This window comes from Arachnia sp. (assembly GCF_057238465.1).
Map to the genome: position 1 here is coordinate 18311 of NZ_DBHHFZ010000020.1, position 13604 is coordinate 31914.

The 13604-nt window shown below is 68.0% G+C and carries 10 protein-coding genes; all 10 read right to left on the bottom strand.

What is annotated here, in order from left to right; translation table 11 throughout:
* Positions 1-46: 46 nt before the first annotated feature.
* On the bottom strand, positions 47-487 hold the full coding sequence (locus ACO6D6_RS14890) for a hypothetical protein (protein WP_484786024.1): 441 nt from the start codon (positions 485-487) through the stop codon (positions 47-49).
* On the bottom strand, positions 480-1790 hold the full coding sequence (locus tag ACO6D6_RS14895) for an RAMP superfamily CRISPR-associated protein (protein ID WP_484786025.1): 1311 nt from the start codon (positions 1788-1790) through the stop codon (positions 480-482). The genes ACO6D6_RS14890 and ACO6D6_RS14895 overlap by 8 nt, the downstream gene beginning before the upstream one ends.
* Before the next feature lie 105 nt (positions 1791-1895).
* Positions 1896-2987, bottom strand: coding sequence for an RAMP superfamily CRISPR-associated protein (locus ACO6D6_RS14900; protein WP_484786026.1), 1092 nt, complete (start codon positions 2985-2987; stop codon positions 1896-1898).
* Entirely contained in the window at positions 2984-3610 is a 627-nt protein-coding gene (locus ACO6D6_RS14905) for an RAMP superfamily CRISPR-associated protein (RefSeq protein WP_484786027.1), read from the bottom strand. Before ACO6D6_RS14905 ends, ACO6D6_RS14900 begins: the two co-directional genes overlap by 4 nt.
* Positions 3607-5121, bottom strand: a complete 1515-nt coding sequence (locus ACO6D6_RS14910) for a Cas10/Cmr2 second palm domain-containing protein (RefSeq protein ID WP_484786028.1) — start codon at positions 5119-5121, stop codon at positions 3607-3609. Before ACO6D6_RS14910 ends, ACO6D6_RS14905 begins: the two co-directional genes overlap by 4 nt.
* Before the next feature lie 11 nt (positions 5122-5132).
* Positions 5133-7616 (bottom strand): TIGR03986 family type III CRISPR-associated RAMP protein, encoded by a 2484-nt coding sequence (locus tag ACO6D6_RS14915; RefSeq protein WP_484786029.1) that lies wholly within the window; start codon positions 7614-7616, stop codon positions 5133-5135.
* Positions 7609-8562, bottom strand: coding sequence for a CRISPR system precrRNA processing endoribonuclease RAMP protein Cas6 (cas6, locus tag ACO6D6_RS14920; protein ID WP_484786030.1), 954 nt, complete (start codon positions 8560-8562; stop codon positions 7609-7611). Before cas6 ends, ACO6D6_RS14915 begins: the two co-directional genes overlap by 8 nt.
* 2 nt (positions 8563-8564) lie before the next feature.
* Positions 8565-10379, bottom strand: a complete 1815-nt coding sequence (locus ACO6D6_RS14925; RefSeq protein ID WP_484786031.1) for a hypothetical protein — start codon at positions 10377-10379, stop codon at positions 8565-8567.
* 435 nt (positions 10380-10814) lie between these two features.
* Complete coding sequence (locus ACO6D6_RS14930) at positions 10815-12179, bottom strand: hypothetical protein (RefSeq protein WP_484786032.1); 1365 nt, start codon at positions 12177-12179, stop codon at positions 10815-10817.
* Positions 12176-13573, bottom strand: coding sequence for a hypothetical protein (locus tag ACO6D6_RS14935; RefSeq protein ID WP_484786033.1), 1398 nt, complete (start codon positions 13571-13573; stop codon positions 12176-12178). Before ACO6D6_RS14935 ends, ACO6D6_RS14930 begins: the two co-directional genes overlap by 4 nt.
* Positions 13574-13604: the final 31 nt, after the last annotated feature.

The following is a 13604-nucleotide window of genomic DNA, read 5'->3' on the forward strand; positions in this document are numbered from 1 at the left end:
TCAATCGACTTTAAAAAAGCTTCGTCGCAGCCCGGTTCAACCGGGTTTAGGAAGGATTTTCTTCTTTTATGAATGTCACCGGGTTTTCTCCCAGGACCTCCACCGATTGCATTTTTTCGGGCCAGTTTGCTTTTTCTCCTGCGAAGTTGATCTTCAGGCGTTCGTTGTCGGGTTTCCAGGTGATGACCTGCCGGGTCACCGTGGGCACCTCCTTTTCCTTCTCCCCGCCGCCCGGGGTTTTCCGTAGCCATCCCGCCATCACCCTGCCCGCGTCGATCCGGCCGCGCAGCAGCACCTCACCGTCGCGACTCCAACCCCAGATGTGGCTGTACGGGGGCGCCTCGTCGGGGCAGGGGCCGATGTGGAAGCCCTCGTAGTCGGCCCAGGCGCAGGTGAGGCCGCCCGCTTCCTCCCGCAGCCGGGACCACTCCACCTCGCCCTGCCCGGAAAGGTAGCGGGTCTCGGTGGTTCGTTTCTGCTCAGGCATGCTGCATCTCCTCCTTCTCCTCCAGCTCCCCCAGCGACCGGTGGGTTCTTTCCAGTTCGATTTCCGCCTCGGTGATGCCCTCGACGTCCTCCGGGGTGGTCGCGGCCATCCCGAAACGCTGGAACTCCTCACCGAGCCTCAACTTCTCGAAGCGCACCGAACCGAGCCCCGTCGAGGTCCGGCCCCCGATTCCGAGGTATCCCTCCTGCAGGTCCCGAAGCGCCAGTAGAAGGGCCTTCAGCACCCAGGCGTGGTGCGTCTCGACGCCGCGCAGCTGCCCGATCACCAGCCGCGCCCGGGAGGTCACCGTCTTTTCGGGGAAGAGTTTCTTCTCCGCCACCCCTCCGGTGAAACGGTCGATAGCGTTGCGGGTCCGTCCCGCCGGGTGGTCGGGTTTCAGCGGGGTGAAGTGGAAACTCCACCTGCCCACCCCGGTTTCCCCGGACCCGAAGACCTCGCAGACGGCGCACCTCCCGCAGCCGCGCCACTGCTGGTCCTCCGCGCCGCAGACATCCAGGCCGAGGCTGCGTCCGATGTATTCCACCCGGCCCCGGAGGATCCCCTTCCACCGGGTGCCGTGGAACCAGTGGTCCTCCGGCCTCAGCTGATCCGCCAGGTTCTGGGTGGGAAGGTTCAATCCCTCGATGCGGATCGTCGCCTCCAGGAGGGTGGGTGATTCCCCGGCGGTCACCGCATGGTCGGCGCCGCCCTGCAGCAGCTCGTCGAGGGCGTCCGGCCCGGCGTCCCGCAGCGAGACCCGGGCCAGCAGGTCGGCGGGTTGCGACAGATCCAGGGTGCGGTACGAGATGGCCACAACCTCGGCGCACCCGAGGCCCGTGCTGATCCCGCCTCCGATGGTGACCCGCCACTGCCCGAGCAGCCGAAGCGCCTCGGCGGGATCACCCTCGTGCCGCAGGTAGAGCTGGATGGTTTCGGTGTCGTAAACCTCCTCGACGTCGTGCGACCCGTGGTTGCGGGCCGCGCGACGGTTCCGGTCGACGGCGGTGGCGGTGCGGCGCCTGATCTCCGGCTGTCCGTCCTCGCCGCTGGTGAGCCGGGTACCGAGGAACCACAGCGCGGAGGCCTCAGGTTTTCCGTCCTTCGTTTTCTCCTGGCCCATCAGGAGTTCCCGGGCCGCCTCGTCGATCCCGGCCCGGAAGGAACCGGCCAAGCTCGACGGCGGCACTGCCGGTTTCCCGGCGGCGTCGCGCAGCGTTTCGAGCGTGGACTGGTCCTCCCCAACCGCCCCCACACGCCACGGCCCCAAAGGGCGGATCGTCACTCGAACGTAGGTGAGATTCATGTCAGTTCCGTCCCTCTCTCAGCCTCGATGCCCACACGTTGCGCTGCGCCTGTGGGGTGTCGCGGATCACGCGCCGGACCCCCTTCCGCCGACCCTCGGTCAGGTTCAGCCAGGCGCGCCTGCCCTCCAGGGACTCGGTGCCGTCACCCTCCCGCAGTTCCTGCAGCCAGTCCGCCACCGCCCTGCGGTCCTCCACCGGCCAGCCGAGCATGGCGTCGAGATCCGGGGTCGCGACCCCCCGGCCCGTTCCTCGCCGGGTTTCCCACCGGGTGGCCGCCAGGGTTTCGTCACCTGTTCGAGCCATCCGAAGCCCTCGGCCCTGCGGGTCCCGAGACCGCGTTCCAGCAGCTCCAGCACCTTGTCCCGGCCGGGTTCCCGCAGCTTCACGACGGCCCCGGGCGCGACGGCGATGTCCCCGGGTTTCGGGGTGCCGGAGGCCATGTGCCAGCCGCTGATCCCCTCACCCGCGAGCCTGCCACCCCAGGCGCCCACGACATCGAAGCCCTCGAAGGCCTTCGCCCCCTCCCAGTCGAGGCTGGGTCCGCCCGCATCGTCCAGGAGGATCGTCGGCGACAGGGTGCGCAGCACCACATCCCCCGATTCGGGCAGCTCGGGTGGTTGTGCCGGTTCGATCCGGATCCGGGCGCGTCCCATGACGCTCCTGCGACCCCCGATGCTGGCGGATTCCAGCTCCGCCAACCTCCCGACCAGGTTCTCGTCGCCGTGGATCAGGCCGTGGTAGGTCTGCCGGCGACGGTGGGCCTCGCGGGAGAACAGGTTCCCGTCGAGCGCGGTGCGCTTCTCGGGGTCGATGGCGGTGGTGGTCACCACCTTCAATGCGTCCTTGTCGCCCCAGATCACGTCGCCCTTGAGGTGCTCCCCCACGGCGTCGCCCGCATCCTCGAAGGCACAGTCGACGTATTCATCGTCGCCGGAGGTGTACTTGCGGCGCAGCACGGACTGGCTGGCGACGTCCCCCGTCACGGCCAGCAGGGGCCCGAACCGCACCGAGTGGTCGAAGGTTTCCCGGAAGGCGGAATCCGGGTCTCCGTACCGGATCCGCCAGGCGGCGGCCAGCGCCCCGCGCAGCGTGGAACCGGGAATGTATCCGAGGCTCGGGGTGTGGAAGGCCCGGGTGGCCCCGGTGCCGACGACGATCGCCTGTTCGCTTCTCACCGTTACCCGCCACCAGCTCATGATCCGCTCCTGACCTGCTCGTTCCCGGCCCGCTCATCCCTGGCCCGCTCGATCCTGTTGACCATCGCCTCGATGTCGTCGGTGTCGGTGGTGATGCTCACCCACCCCAGGCCGCGACGCCGGTCGGCGCCGATCCCGTCAACCAGCCGCGCGGCGACGTGCAGCAGCGCGACGTGTTCTTCCAGCTCCTCCGGAGCCAAGGGCTGGGTCAGGGAGATCGTCGCGGTGGCCCGGTCCGCGTGCAGCTCCTCCGCGAAGAACAACGCCCCGGCCCGGGCGCGGCGCCGCTCGTCGATGGCCACCCGGGAGCGCACCCGGATTCGCTCCCGGGGATCATCCGTGTGGTCGAGTTTCCCGTCCGAGAAGTTCCACGGGGAGCTGCCGCTGCCGCGTTTCCCGAAGACGGCATCCACCAGGTGATGGTCGACGTATTTGTCGCCTTGTCGTCTCCCCGGCAGGACCAAGCGGGCGGCGTCCCTCATGACGCCTTTCAGCGACGTGGCCGGCAGCGGGTTCTCCACGTCGATCACGTCGTCGACCTCCCCCTGCCCGTATCCCTGGGAGATGCGGAAGGCGGTGTTGAAACGGATTTTCAACTCGATCGCGGTCTTGGTCGTCGTCATGCGTACCACCTCATGATGTTCAGTACCGTCAGGAGTTCCTCGGTTCCCTGGTTCGTCGCCCGCTGCCAGTTCCTCCCGAACGCCGCGTTCAGGAGGTCCGCGGCCCCGGGCAGCCTGCCGGCCCGGTGTCTCAGGTGCAGGGTGCGGTCCCTCTCGTCCCTGATCCACAGTTCCTGGCGCAGGGTGGCGCGCGCCGCATTGCCGCGTTCGTCGTCGCCGAGCCGGCGCGCCAGGTCCCGCAGTTCCTCGATCCGCTCCCAGTCATCGAGGGTGCGGAATCGTCTCGGCGGTTTGGGGCCCTCATTGGTGACGTCCAGCCAGGCGAAGGACCAGTCCTCGCCCCTCACCGCTTCCTTGGCGGTGCGCAGCAGGGTGGTGGCCAGCTCCACCTGGTCGCCGATGGGGTAGGCGAGTTTGCAGATCACCATGCCCGCGGAGAAGCTGACCTTCTCAGTCCCAAGCCCGAAGGCGCCGCTGCCCGATTCCTGTTTCAGGTGTTTCAGGAATGCGATGAGGAAGGGCCAGGCCCTGGTGGCGGGCACGGTCACCAGCACGTCGTCGCCGCCGAGGACATGCGGGACGGCGGGCATTCGGTTCGCTGCGGCGACCCGGTCGTCCGTGATCTCCTCGATGCCTTTTTGCAGCGCCCGTTTGGTGGCGTCCTTGACGGCCTTGGAAACCCTCCGCAGCTCCTGCAGGCCGTTTTCCGATTCCGCCGCGGCCGCCCGCAGCTCCCGGAACAGCTTTCCGAAACCGTTGCCGTCGGCGAAGATGGTGGCGACGTGGTTGCCGGTGTGGGTGCGCGACCCCTCGGAGCCGAGGTCACCGAGCTGCGCCAGTTCCTTGAAGTGCTCCACCTGTTTGAGATTCCCGAATTTCTCCTGCTTCCGGAGCTCGCGGAGCATGACCTGTTCCACCATGAACCCCTGCTGGACGCTACCCAGCCGGGACCAGTTCAGGAGCCTGTTGCGGCCCTCCCGCGGAGCGCGGGAGGCGCAGTCGCCGCACAGCCGCGTCGTCTCGTCACCTACCGAGGTTTCCTCCGAGGCCATGCCCGAGGAGCATTCGTCGCAGTGGTGGGCCAGGGGGAACTCGATCATCGACGGCGGATACTGCCTGGTCTCCGCGGCCATGTCCCGGTCCTCGGCGCGGATGACGTCGCCGTACCCGGTGGTCTCTCGGAGGCTGGTGTGGACGTGCGCGGCGGGCAGGTGCAGTTTGATGTTGAGCGCGAGGGCCTCGGTGGCCTTGCGGACCTCGCCGGGATCCTCGCCCCGGATGTTCAGCACCGAGTCGACGTCGATGGCCTCGTCGTTGACCGTCACCCCGGGGAAACCCTGCAGGATCTCCCCCGCGGTATCGAAACTGCGTTCCTCGATGCGGTCGGCGGCCCCAGTGGTGTCGGTGAGGTAGGCCAGCATGTCGGAGGCGCCGCGGCGGCCCCACAGGCGACGGGACCGGGCGAGATAACCCTGGATCTGTTTGACCCCGATGGATGAGAAACAAGTCATCTCCGGTCCTTTCAGTTCTCGTTACTCATGTACTGGATCGGGTCGTCGATCCTGGGGAGGGTTCGCATCCGGGTTTCCTTGTTCTTGCCTCCGGAGAACTTGGCGTAGTACTCGAAACTCTTGTCGAACCTCTGCTGCTGCGCGTAGCTGCCCCGCTGTGTGAAGTTGCCCATGGTCGGGTACCAGATGCGGTCGGCGGGGACGCTTTCGGTGCCGAGGGCCTTGACCAGCCCGGTGATCCACGGCGCCTCTGGGTCGATGACCTGCATGGCGGCACCGCACGGATCCACCTCCACCTTCCCCGCGCCTGCCCGGTACCTGCCCGCGGCGTCCTGGATGCAGGTTGCGGTGATGCGGCCGACGGCGGTGCCGAAGCCCAGGCCCTTGCCGCCACCGAGGTGGGTGGCAAGTTCACCGTTGACGGTGATACCGGCGCGTTTCGCGAGTTCCCGGGGTTCCAGCGCGAGCATGAGGAGCCCTAGCTGGCGGGCGTCGATGTTCTCGAAGTGGATCCGTCCCCGCAGGACGGGAGGTTTCTCGGTGATCCAGCGCCTGACCTCCCGGCAGTTGGGGGCGCCTTCCGCCGGGTAGTGAGCGCGGCGCACCTGGCGGGGTGTGGGGGTCGTGTCCTCGGGTTCCTGGCCGTGCCAGTAGAACTTGCGGCCGGCGATCCGGCGCATCCGGGGGCTGTCCAGCCGCCCGCCCCACCGCGACGCCGGTTTCCCGAACTCGGCCACACCCGCCTCCCGGTTCTCGCCCTCCACTTTGAGGTGTTCCAGGTAGAACGCCCCGGCGCTCGGGCGCGGGGAGCGGGTCGGTGGGGGCAGCACCAGCCGCAGCGGCACCGGAGCGTCGGTTTCGAAGGCCCCGAACCGCAGGTGGGAGGCGTAGGCGTTGTGTTCCGCCTGGTCGCGTCGCTGACCCTCGGCGCGGGCCTCGATGAAACCGAAGGTGGCGCAGGCGGGGCACAGCTCATCCGGGTCGCGGCACGGCAGCAGGGACTCGTCGGGAAGCCGATCGCGGATCGGGCCCTTCCCGAGCTCCCGCCAGCTCGACGACATCGTGAGCCCGGCGACCACGCGCTCGCCGCCCTCGCTCCCGGTGGTGATCCACACCGAATCGCCCGGGGCCAGGGCGCCGTCGCTCTTGCGTCGCTTCCCGATCGTGGTGCCGCTCCTGTGCCTGACCAGCACAGCCACTCCCGCCCATTCCTCGGCATCCCACGCGGGCGCCGAGGGGGCGAGCTTTCCGCCGGTCACGTCCACCGAGTACCTGCACAGCTCCCGGTAGTTCTCCCAGGTCATCTCGCCCAGCCGGATCGGGGTGGTTTCGAGTTTGCCCACGGCCACATAGATGTGATCGGCGGGGTGGTCGCCCTTCGTCCCGGCATCGGCGACATGCACCACCCAGTCGCCGCCCTCCGTGAGCGTGGCCTCCCCCTCCGGTTTGAGCTGTTCGCGTTTCACGGGTTTGCCCTTGTTGCCGCCGAAACTCCGTTCGTAGATGGCACTCTCGTCGAGGGAGATCCGCACCCCGGAACGCAGCCCCGCCGCCCCATCGAACAGGCGCCACAGCGCCTCGGCCCGGATCCACACCACCCGGTTGGTGGGCAGCACCGAGATCACTTTCCCGTCGGAATCGACCTCGTCAACCACTGCCAGCCGCTTGTCGGGGCGCATCTCCAGCGACGCCCGGTGGGCGGGCCGGTAGTCGGGGTCGAGTATGGACAGGCAGCTGCTGCTTATCACCTCGAACAGCGACCGGACGGCACCCCGCACGGAGGATCCCGGCACCGTGACACGCTCCTCGATCCGGGTGCCGGTGACGGTTGTCTCCTCGGGGATGTTCCAGTCCACCGGCATCATGAGCGGGGAACGGAAGGCGAACTCCACGTCGAGATATCCGGTGAGCCCGCCCTCGACGGCCCTCGCGTGGCCGTGGGGTTTGTCCCGTTTTACCTTGTCGGGCAGCGGAACGAAGGTGTAGGGATTGATGAAAGCATTCCCGCCGTCGTGGAACTCTTTCAGTTTCTCTCGGGTTTCACCGGCCTTCTTGCGTGCGGCTTTTCGCTCAACTTCCTCCTTGGCCGTCTCAATCCACCTGCCAAGACCTTCACCACCCCAGCACAACCGTTTAGGTTCGACTTCCAGGAGATCGAAGTCATGGCTGTAGGCTTTGTCACGGAGAGCACCTTCCAGCCCGCCACTTCCTTCGGGAATCCACAGTTCTTTTCTCCAAGTTTTGCTTCTCTTGGAACCGACCGAAGTTCCGGAAATGGGAGATTCCAACATGCACACTTCAGGTAGCTCATCGGTTTCCACCAAGTAGTATCCCGGGTTCCCTTTCTCATACCCGAGGCACATTTCGATTTCGAGAGTGAAGCCGTCCTTTCGCGTCAGGACTTTTTCTCCATTCCACGTGAGTTCCGAATCGGTCAGCGGCCACACCCGGACTTGGTCCTCGCCGATCTCCTCGACGTAGGCGTATTCATTCACTGCCAAACCTCCTGTCCCGCGACCCGCCCGGCCGCTCATCGTCGAACCCCCATTCCCCCGGTTCCCCCACAACCCGGGGGGACGGGGTTCTCCCGGTTCCACCAATCCCTGACGGACGGGACGGGCCGCGCCGGGAACGGCGTTTGTCTCCCGCGACGCCCGCTCGCATCGGAACCCGGTCCGCGATCTCCAGCACACCGGCTCCCCAGGCCGTTCTCGCCCCGACGCCGGTCAGTTCCCCCACCTGGAGGAGCCGGTCGATCAGGCTCGACGTGGCCGCGTCGCCGGTGCAGAGCCAGTCGACCTCCCCGAGCGCGACGCGGACGTCGCGGAGACTGGCCCGGCGAGGATCCCCCTCGGCCCATCGCACGGACTGGAGCTCAACCTGCGTGGGAAACACCGACGCCACCACCTCCCGCGGCAGGCGCTGCTCGTCCCGGCCCTGGCCGCAGATCAGCGCGAGCCGCCGCTGGATGCTGCCCAGCAGCAGGTAAGGATCGGGCCAGGGCATGAAAACGTCGCCGCGTTTGAAGGTGACACCCTCGGGGAATCGCAGCCGCCACCCCTTCGACGGCCTGCCCGTGATCTCGGCGAGGTTCACCGAGGCGACCTCCTGGATCCCCTCGACCCGCAGCGTCACCATGCCGAGCCGCTCCCGGTTGCCGAAGGCGACACGGCCCACCAGCAGCGGAGCCAGGAAGTCGTCGAACAGTCGCAGCTCCACGAGCACGGCGAACTCGCTGACCTGCCGCCACCGCACCGCGTACCGGTGTTCCCCGGTGTGCGACTCCCCGCCGCCGCTGCCCGGCGACCGGTGCAGCCACGACGAAACCATCGCGTGGATTCCCGAGGGTGTGGGGGTCAGGTGATGTTCCCCCGTCTCCACGCGCAGCAGAACCTGCCAGGTCCTGACCCGCACCGCGGGCAGGGATCTCAACGCACCCACGTTCAGTCCTGCGGAACGGGATCGAGGAATTCGAGATAGGGCAGCACCTTGTCCGAGACCGCCTCGAAACATCCGAGTCTCCGGCATCCGATGATGCCGCCACCCTGGCCGCGGACCTCGCCGTGCGGGAAGAAGAAATCGGACCTGCGGGCCGTCTCGGCGCTGATCCGCGGCACGATGTATCCGACCCCCGGCATCAGATCCGGCTTCGGGGTGATGCCTCCCTGCCGGATCCTCGTCACCGGGATCTCGCATCCCTGAACCCGGAGCGAGGGCAACTCCTCGGACTGCTCCTGGCGCCGCACCCACTGGTCGGGGCCCTCGGGGGCCGCCCAAGTGAACGGTTCCCCCACCTCGGGAAAGTAGGTGACGTCGTGCGGGGTGAGGTTGATGAGTTTCCTCACCTCGTCCATCTGGGGCACACCCTGGGGGAAGACCCCCGTGATGGGGGATTTGTTCCCGGATTCGGTGCGCAACACCCGGATGTATCCACGGGTGTCCGTTCCGGTGTTGCCGAGCTCGTAGAAATCGATCGTCAGGGTGTTGCACCAGCGGGCCGTCAGGGCCGCCATGGCCGCGGGGGCGCTGACCGCGAGGTGCAGTTTGGCGAGGTCCCCGAGCCTCCGGAGGATTTCACCGACGCGCCTGGCCAGCCCGGCCCCCTCGGTGTGGCCGATCCATTTCTTGGCGCCGTCGGCGGAGGGGGTGTGGAGGTTGATGACCAGCACCGCCGGGTCCTCCAGCTTCTCGGCCAGGGCGAGCAGGGGCGGGTGGCGCAGGTCGTCAGAGGCCAGCAGCACGACGACGTTCTTCGCGGGCGCATCCCCCCAGAGGGCCCGCCGCAGCTCGGCACCGGAGGGCATCTCGTCGCGGGGGAACCCGAGGGTGCGTCTGCTCCCGTCGGGACCCAGGGTTTCCAGGTGGATGCCGGTGCTGCGTTCCGCGGGTTCGTCCGTGGAGGCCCAGTCCTTGCCGTAGGTGTCGCGCCAGGTGAAGTGTTCGATCTCGCGGGCGTGCGGCAGCGCCGCGCCGAGCGCCCACGCCAGGCTCGGGTGGCAGCCGCCCCGGAAGAGGACACGCCTGATCCGGGCCGCGTGGAGCTCGTCGATTAGCACCGGCAGCGCCTGCTGCAGGCAGCGGTAGTCGAGTTCCTCCGGGATCTGCGTGGCGGAATCCTGCCGGAGCCGGATGTGGAGGTCGGCCTCCGGGACGGTGCGGCTGTCCGCGGGCAGGTGGTTGGGTTCGGGCCGGGTCTGGACCCCGATCTCGATCTCCCCGTCGTCGAGCTGCGGCCGGCGCACCTTGAGGCGGTTGCGCAGCAGGTCACGAAGGACCAGGTTCACTTCGCTGACCGGTTTGCCGCCCTTGTCGTCGGAGTGCAGCAGCCGCCGCTGGAGATGGTCATTGAGCTGTTCCGCCTCCAGGTATTTCGCACTCAGCTGTTTGCCGGGCGCTTTGAAGTCGCATTCGTCCGGGGAACCGGGTTTCCGGAAGGTGTTGACGATGTGCAGCTGGAAGCCGTCCGGGTCGGCCTTGTGGGCCCCGACCAGCAGCGGCACCTCGGTCTCGGGGACGAAACTGCTCTCGGAGATGCCGTCGGAGAGCAGCAGCACCCCGCCGCTCAGCCCTTCCTCGAAGGCCTGGGTGATGTTGCGTTCGACCGTTCCGGCCTCGAGGTCGCGGATGTCGCGCCAGGGCACGATCCCCCCGGAACGCAGATAGGTTTCGATGAACTCGGCGTCGGCGGCCCCGCTTTTCTGGTGGTAGGAGATGAAAACGGGGCCGTTGCCCCGCCCCGGGGGTCGTGATGACGTCATCGCAGGTCTCCTTTCGTGGCCTCACCGGTCCCTGACGGACAGGACGGCCGCTGATCCCCCACCGACGAAGCATTCTCCCGGGTCGGGGAGCCCAACCGGAAAGCGGCCCACCCTTGGGGCTGGATCCGTATGTGCAGCGAAGGGGTTTCCCCCCGAGGTCCACGAAAGGAGGCGCGACATGCTTTGGCGTTGGTGACATGAAGAGCAGCTGAGGCTGCGAACCGCAATCTCATCACACGTGGGGCGAACCGCAGGGTTCGCCCCACGATCGCGTTCCCGGGTGCTGCTGGATCCGAAAGTCGGGTGGCGGGAAAGCCCCGTCCCCAGGATTCAGGAGGTGAACACCCATGTTGTGGAGCTGGTGACCCACCGGGCGGCCCGGGCCGCGAGGTGAAAAAACGCGGGGGGCGCGACGCGCACCCCGCCTTCACGTTCTCACGACCTCGGGTGGAGCAGCCACCGTTCGGCGACGGTGAGGCCCACCCAGTCCTTCCACTCGCCCGAGTCCGCCTTCCGCAGCAGACCACGACAGGCCTCGGCGTCGCGTTTCCGTCCGGCCGCATCCCAGCACGAAACCGCCTCCGTCAGGGCCGCCACCGTTCCGGCACGCAGTCCCCGGTCATCGGCGGCGGTCAGGAGCCTCAGCGCGCTCACCCCCCGCACCGACCAGCGACGCGCGGCCGCCACCGGTTCCGGGATTTCCCGCCGGGTGTCATCGCAGTGCACCCGAACCGACATCCCGGCGCCCTCCTCGCGGCCCTGTCGCAGCCGGGCCGTCTGCTCCGCCGTCCCGGTCACCGACCCGACCCAGCCGCGGGCCCGTGAATCGTAGCCGAGCTCCCCGCTCAGCACCGGTTCGGGAACAGATCCGGAGAACAGGTCGAAACCGAGCCGGTCACCCTCACCCGGTTGCCTCCCCCAGGGCACCCCACCGAACCAGCGCACCTCCTGCGGTCCGTCCACCGCGACGGCGCAGTGAACCTTCCCCTCGACGTCGAGGTCCAGCACCCACCGGGCGTTGTTCTCGCCCGTCGCCACCCAGCCGCGCGGCAGCTGTTCCCAGTCGATGGTCATGGATTCGACGAGCGTTCCCCACCTCTCCGCGCCCGCCGCCAGGGCCAGTTCGGGCCTGAACCGGTCGATGAGTTCGGCGTCCAGCCATCCGGGCGGAATGGTTTCCTCCCCGGCGGGCCAGGTGGCCAGCAGCTGACGCGCCCAGTCACCCGACTCCCCGGACAGCGGGGACCGGTTCGCGACCTGCTCCAACGCGTCCCCGAGCAACCCGACCAAGGGCGTGAACTCCTCCTCGTCGAGGTGGTCGTGGAAGTACCGGCACAGCTCCACCAGCTCGGGCAGCCGGTCGGGTTCGTCCGCGAGACGCCCGGCGAGCGAGGTCACCAGGGTCAGTTCCTCCAGCCGCAGCAGCCGCCAGTCGAGCGGTAACGGCGACCATTCCTGCAGCCACCGCACCACCCCGAGCCGCGCCACCGCCTCGGCCATGTTCTCGTCGTCGGGCGCGAGGGGCAGCTTCCCGACCCGCCCCGACCCGTCCCATCCGGCGGCCTGAGCCGCGATCCCGGCCGTGGCGCTGCCGTAGAGGTCGGCCAGCTCCTCCCGGGACTCGTCGACATCGGCCACCAGGCAGCAGGGCGCCTCCTCGGGCTCGGCGGGATTCACCACGACGACGACGGTTTCCAGGGACAGCGTGACGTTCCCCGCCGGCGCCGGTCCCCCCGTCCCCACCTGCACCGGGCCACCGCCCAGCGCCTCAATGATGATCTGTTTGTCGGTTCCACTCATTTTTTCCAGTCCTGGTCCATGTGATGGCACACCTCGTCAATGGTCGGGAGCCCCAGTTCGGCTGCGGCGCGCTCGTACTCGGCGGTCGCGTCCTCGTCGCCGCGGACAACCGCCCGGGCGCGTTCCTCGTCGGCGCGCAACCATTCGATGGCGCGCCCGAACACCGTCAGCCGATCGGGTTCCACCGTCCCACCCGTTTCCTCCGGTGGGATCTCATCCTCGTGGACACCCGTCAACCGACGGGGATCCCTGCGCTGCTTCTGGCCACTCGGGATGCCCCCGTAGATGGCCTGCTTGACGATTTTCGACGCCTTCGCCTCCGTGACGGGCTTCCCGGCCATGTCCAGCCGGAAACACTCGTGCCAGGCGCGGCGCATGGCGTCCTGGTGGGCCTCCTCCATCCTCTCGGCCCATTTCAGGTACTGCCCCTGAAGGGTTCGGCCGGTGAAGGTGGCGATCATCGCCTGGGCCAGCGCAGCCAGCCCGGCGTGGATCCCCTTCCAATCCAGGGCGGGGTCGCCCTGCGGGTCGGTCTCCTCCCCGAGCGGCAGGAGATCGTCGTTCCAGTCGCGTTTCCCGGGTGTGGCGCCCGGGGGTTTCCACCCGGGACCGGAAGGTCCGGTCAGCAAACCGGCGTACAGGCTTCTCAGCGTGATCCGGGCCGATTCGTCGACCAGTCCGAGCCTGGAGCAGGCCCGGGAAACCTCACGTCGCGCAATCTCATCGGCGCTCCCCTTCACATACGGTTCTCGCGCCGCGAGCGAAAACCGGGAGAAAACCGAACGCTGCAGACCGAGGAAGACGTTCTCCCTCTCCGCGACCACCAGCGGCGGCCGTTCGTTCTCGCCCAGCCCGTAGCGCCCGTAGGGTTCGGCCTCCAGGCTGGCACGTCCCTGCTCCTCCCAGAGCAGGTCGTAGAGCCCCTGGTATTCGGCGAACTCGCGCCTGTCCATCCGTCTGCCCAGCGGGACGCTGTTGCACAGGAAGGTCCCCCACACCGACTCGACCTCCAGGTCGGTGAGCACCACGTCCTGTTTCCACTTCGACCCGATGGCGACGGCGATTGCCTCGGCGACCCTGCTGACGGTGACGTCCAGTCCCTGCTGCCGCGCCCGGGCCATGGCATCGTCGACACCGGTCCGCAGCAGGGTCAGCAGTTTCTCCACGATGTCGCGCCGGCAGTCGAGCCAGGCCAACAGTTCCCGGCCGCGTTCGTCCCCGATTTTCTCCCCTCGGCCCACGCCCACCCATTCGGGCCCGGCGGTGACACAGGGATGCAACAGGCGTTTGACAACGAGGTTCACGGTCACGCCAAACCCCCTGGGGGCGTACCGTTCCCATTTCGGCAGCCGTTCCAGCCACTGCCCGCACAACTGCGCAAAGGACTTGGACATCAGTCTCCTTCCGTCGCCATCCAATGACGGA

What these genes read in the sequence shown, in the direction of transcription:
- ACO6D6_RS14890 (WP_484786024.1), bottom strand. Translation starts at nt 487, where the DNA reads ATGCCTGAGCAGAAACGAACCACCGAGACCCGCTACCTTTCCGGGCAG.
- ACO6D6_RS14925 (WP_484786031.1), bottom strand. Translation starts at nt 10,379, where the DNA reads ATGACGTCATCACGACCCCCGGGGCGGGGCAACGGCCCCGTTTTCATC.
- ACO6D6_RS14895 (WP_484786025.1), bottom strand. Translation starts at nt 1,790, where the DNA reads ATGAATCTCACCTACGTTCGAGTGACGATCCGCCCTTTGGGGCCGTGG.
- ACO6D6_RS14905 (WP_484786027.1), bottom strand. Translation starts at nt 3,610, where the DNA reads ATGACGACGACCAAGACCGCGATCGAGTTGAAAATCCGTTTCAACACC.
- ACO6D6_RS14930 (WP_484786032.1), bottom strand. Translation starts at nt 12,179, where the DNA reads ATGAGTGGAACCGACAAACAGATCATCATTGAGGCGCTGGGCGGTGGC.
- ACO6D6_RS14900 (WP_484786026.1), bottom strand. Translation starts at nt 2,987, where the DNA reads ATGAGCTGGTGGCGGGTAACGGTGAGAAGCGAACAGGCGATCGTCGTC.
- ACO6D6_RS14910 (WP_484786028.1), bottom strand. Translation starts at nt 5,121, where the DNA reads ATGACTTGTTTCTCATCCATCGGGGTCAAACAGATCCAGGGTTATCTC.
- ACO6D6_RS14935 (WP_484786033.1), bottom strand. Translation starts at nt 13,573, where the DNA reads ATGTCCAAGTCCTTTGCGCAGTTGTGCGGGCAGTGGCTGGAACGGCTG.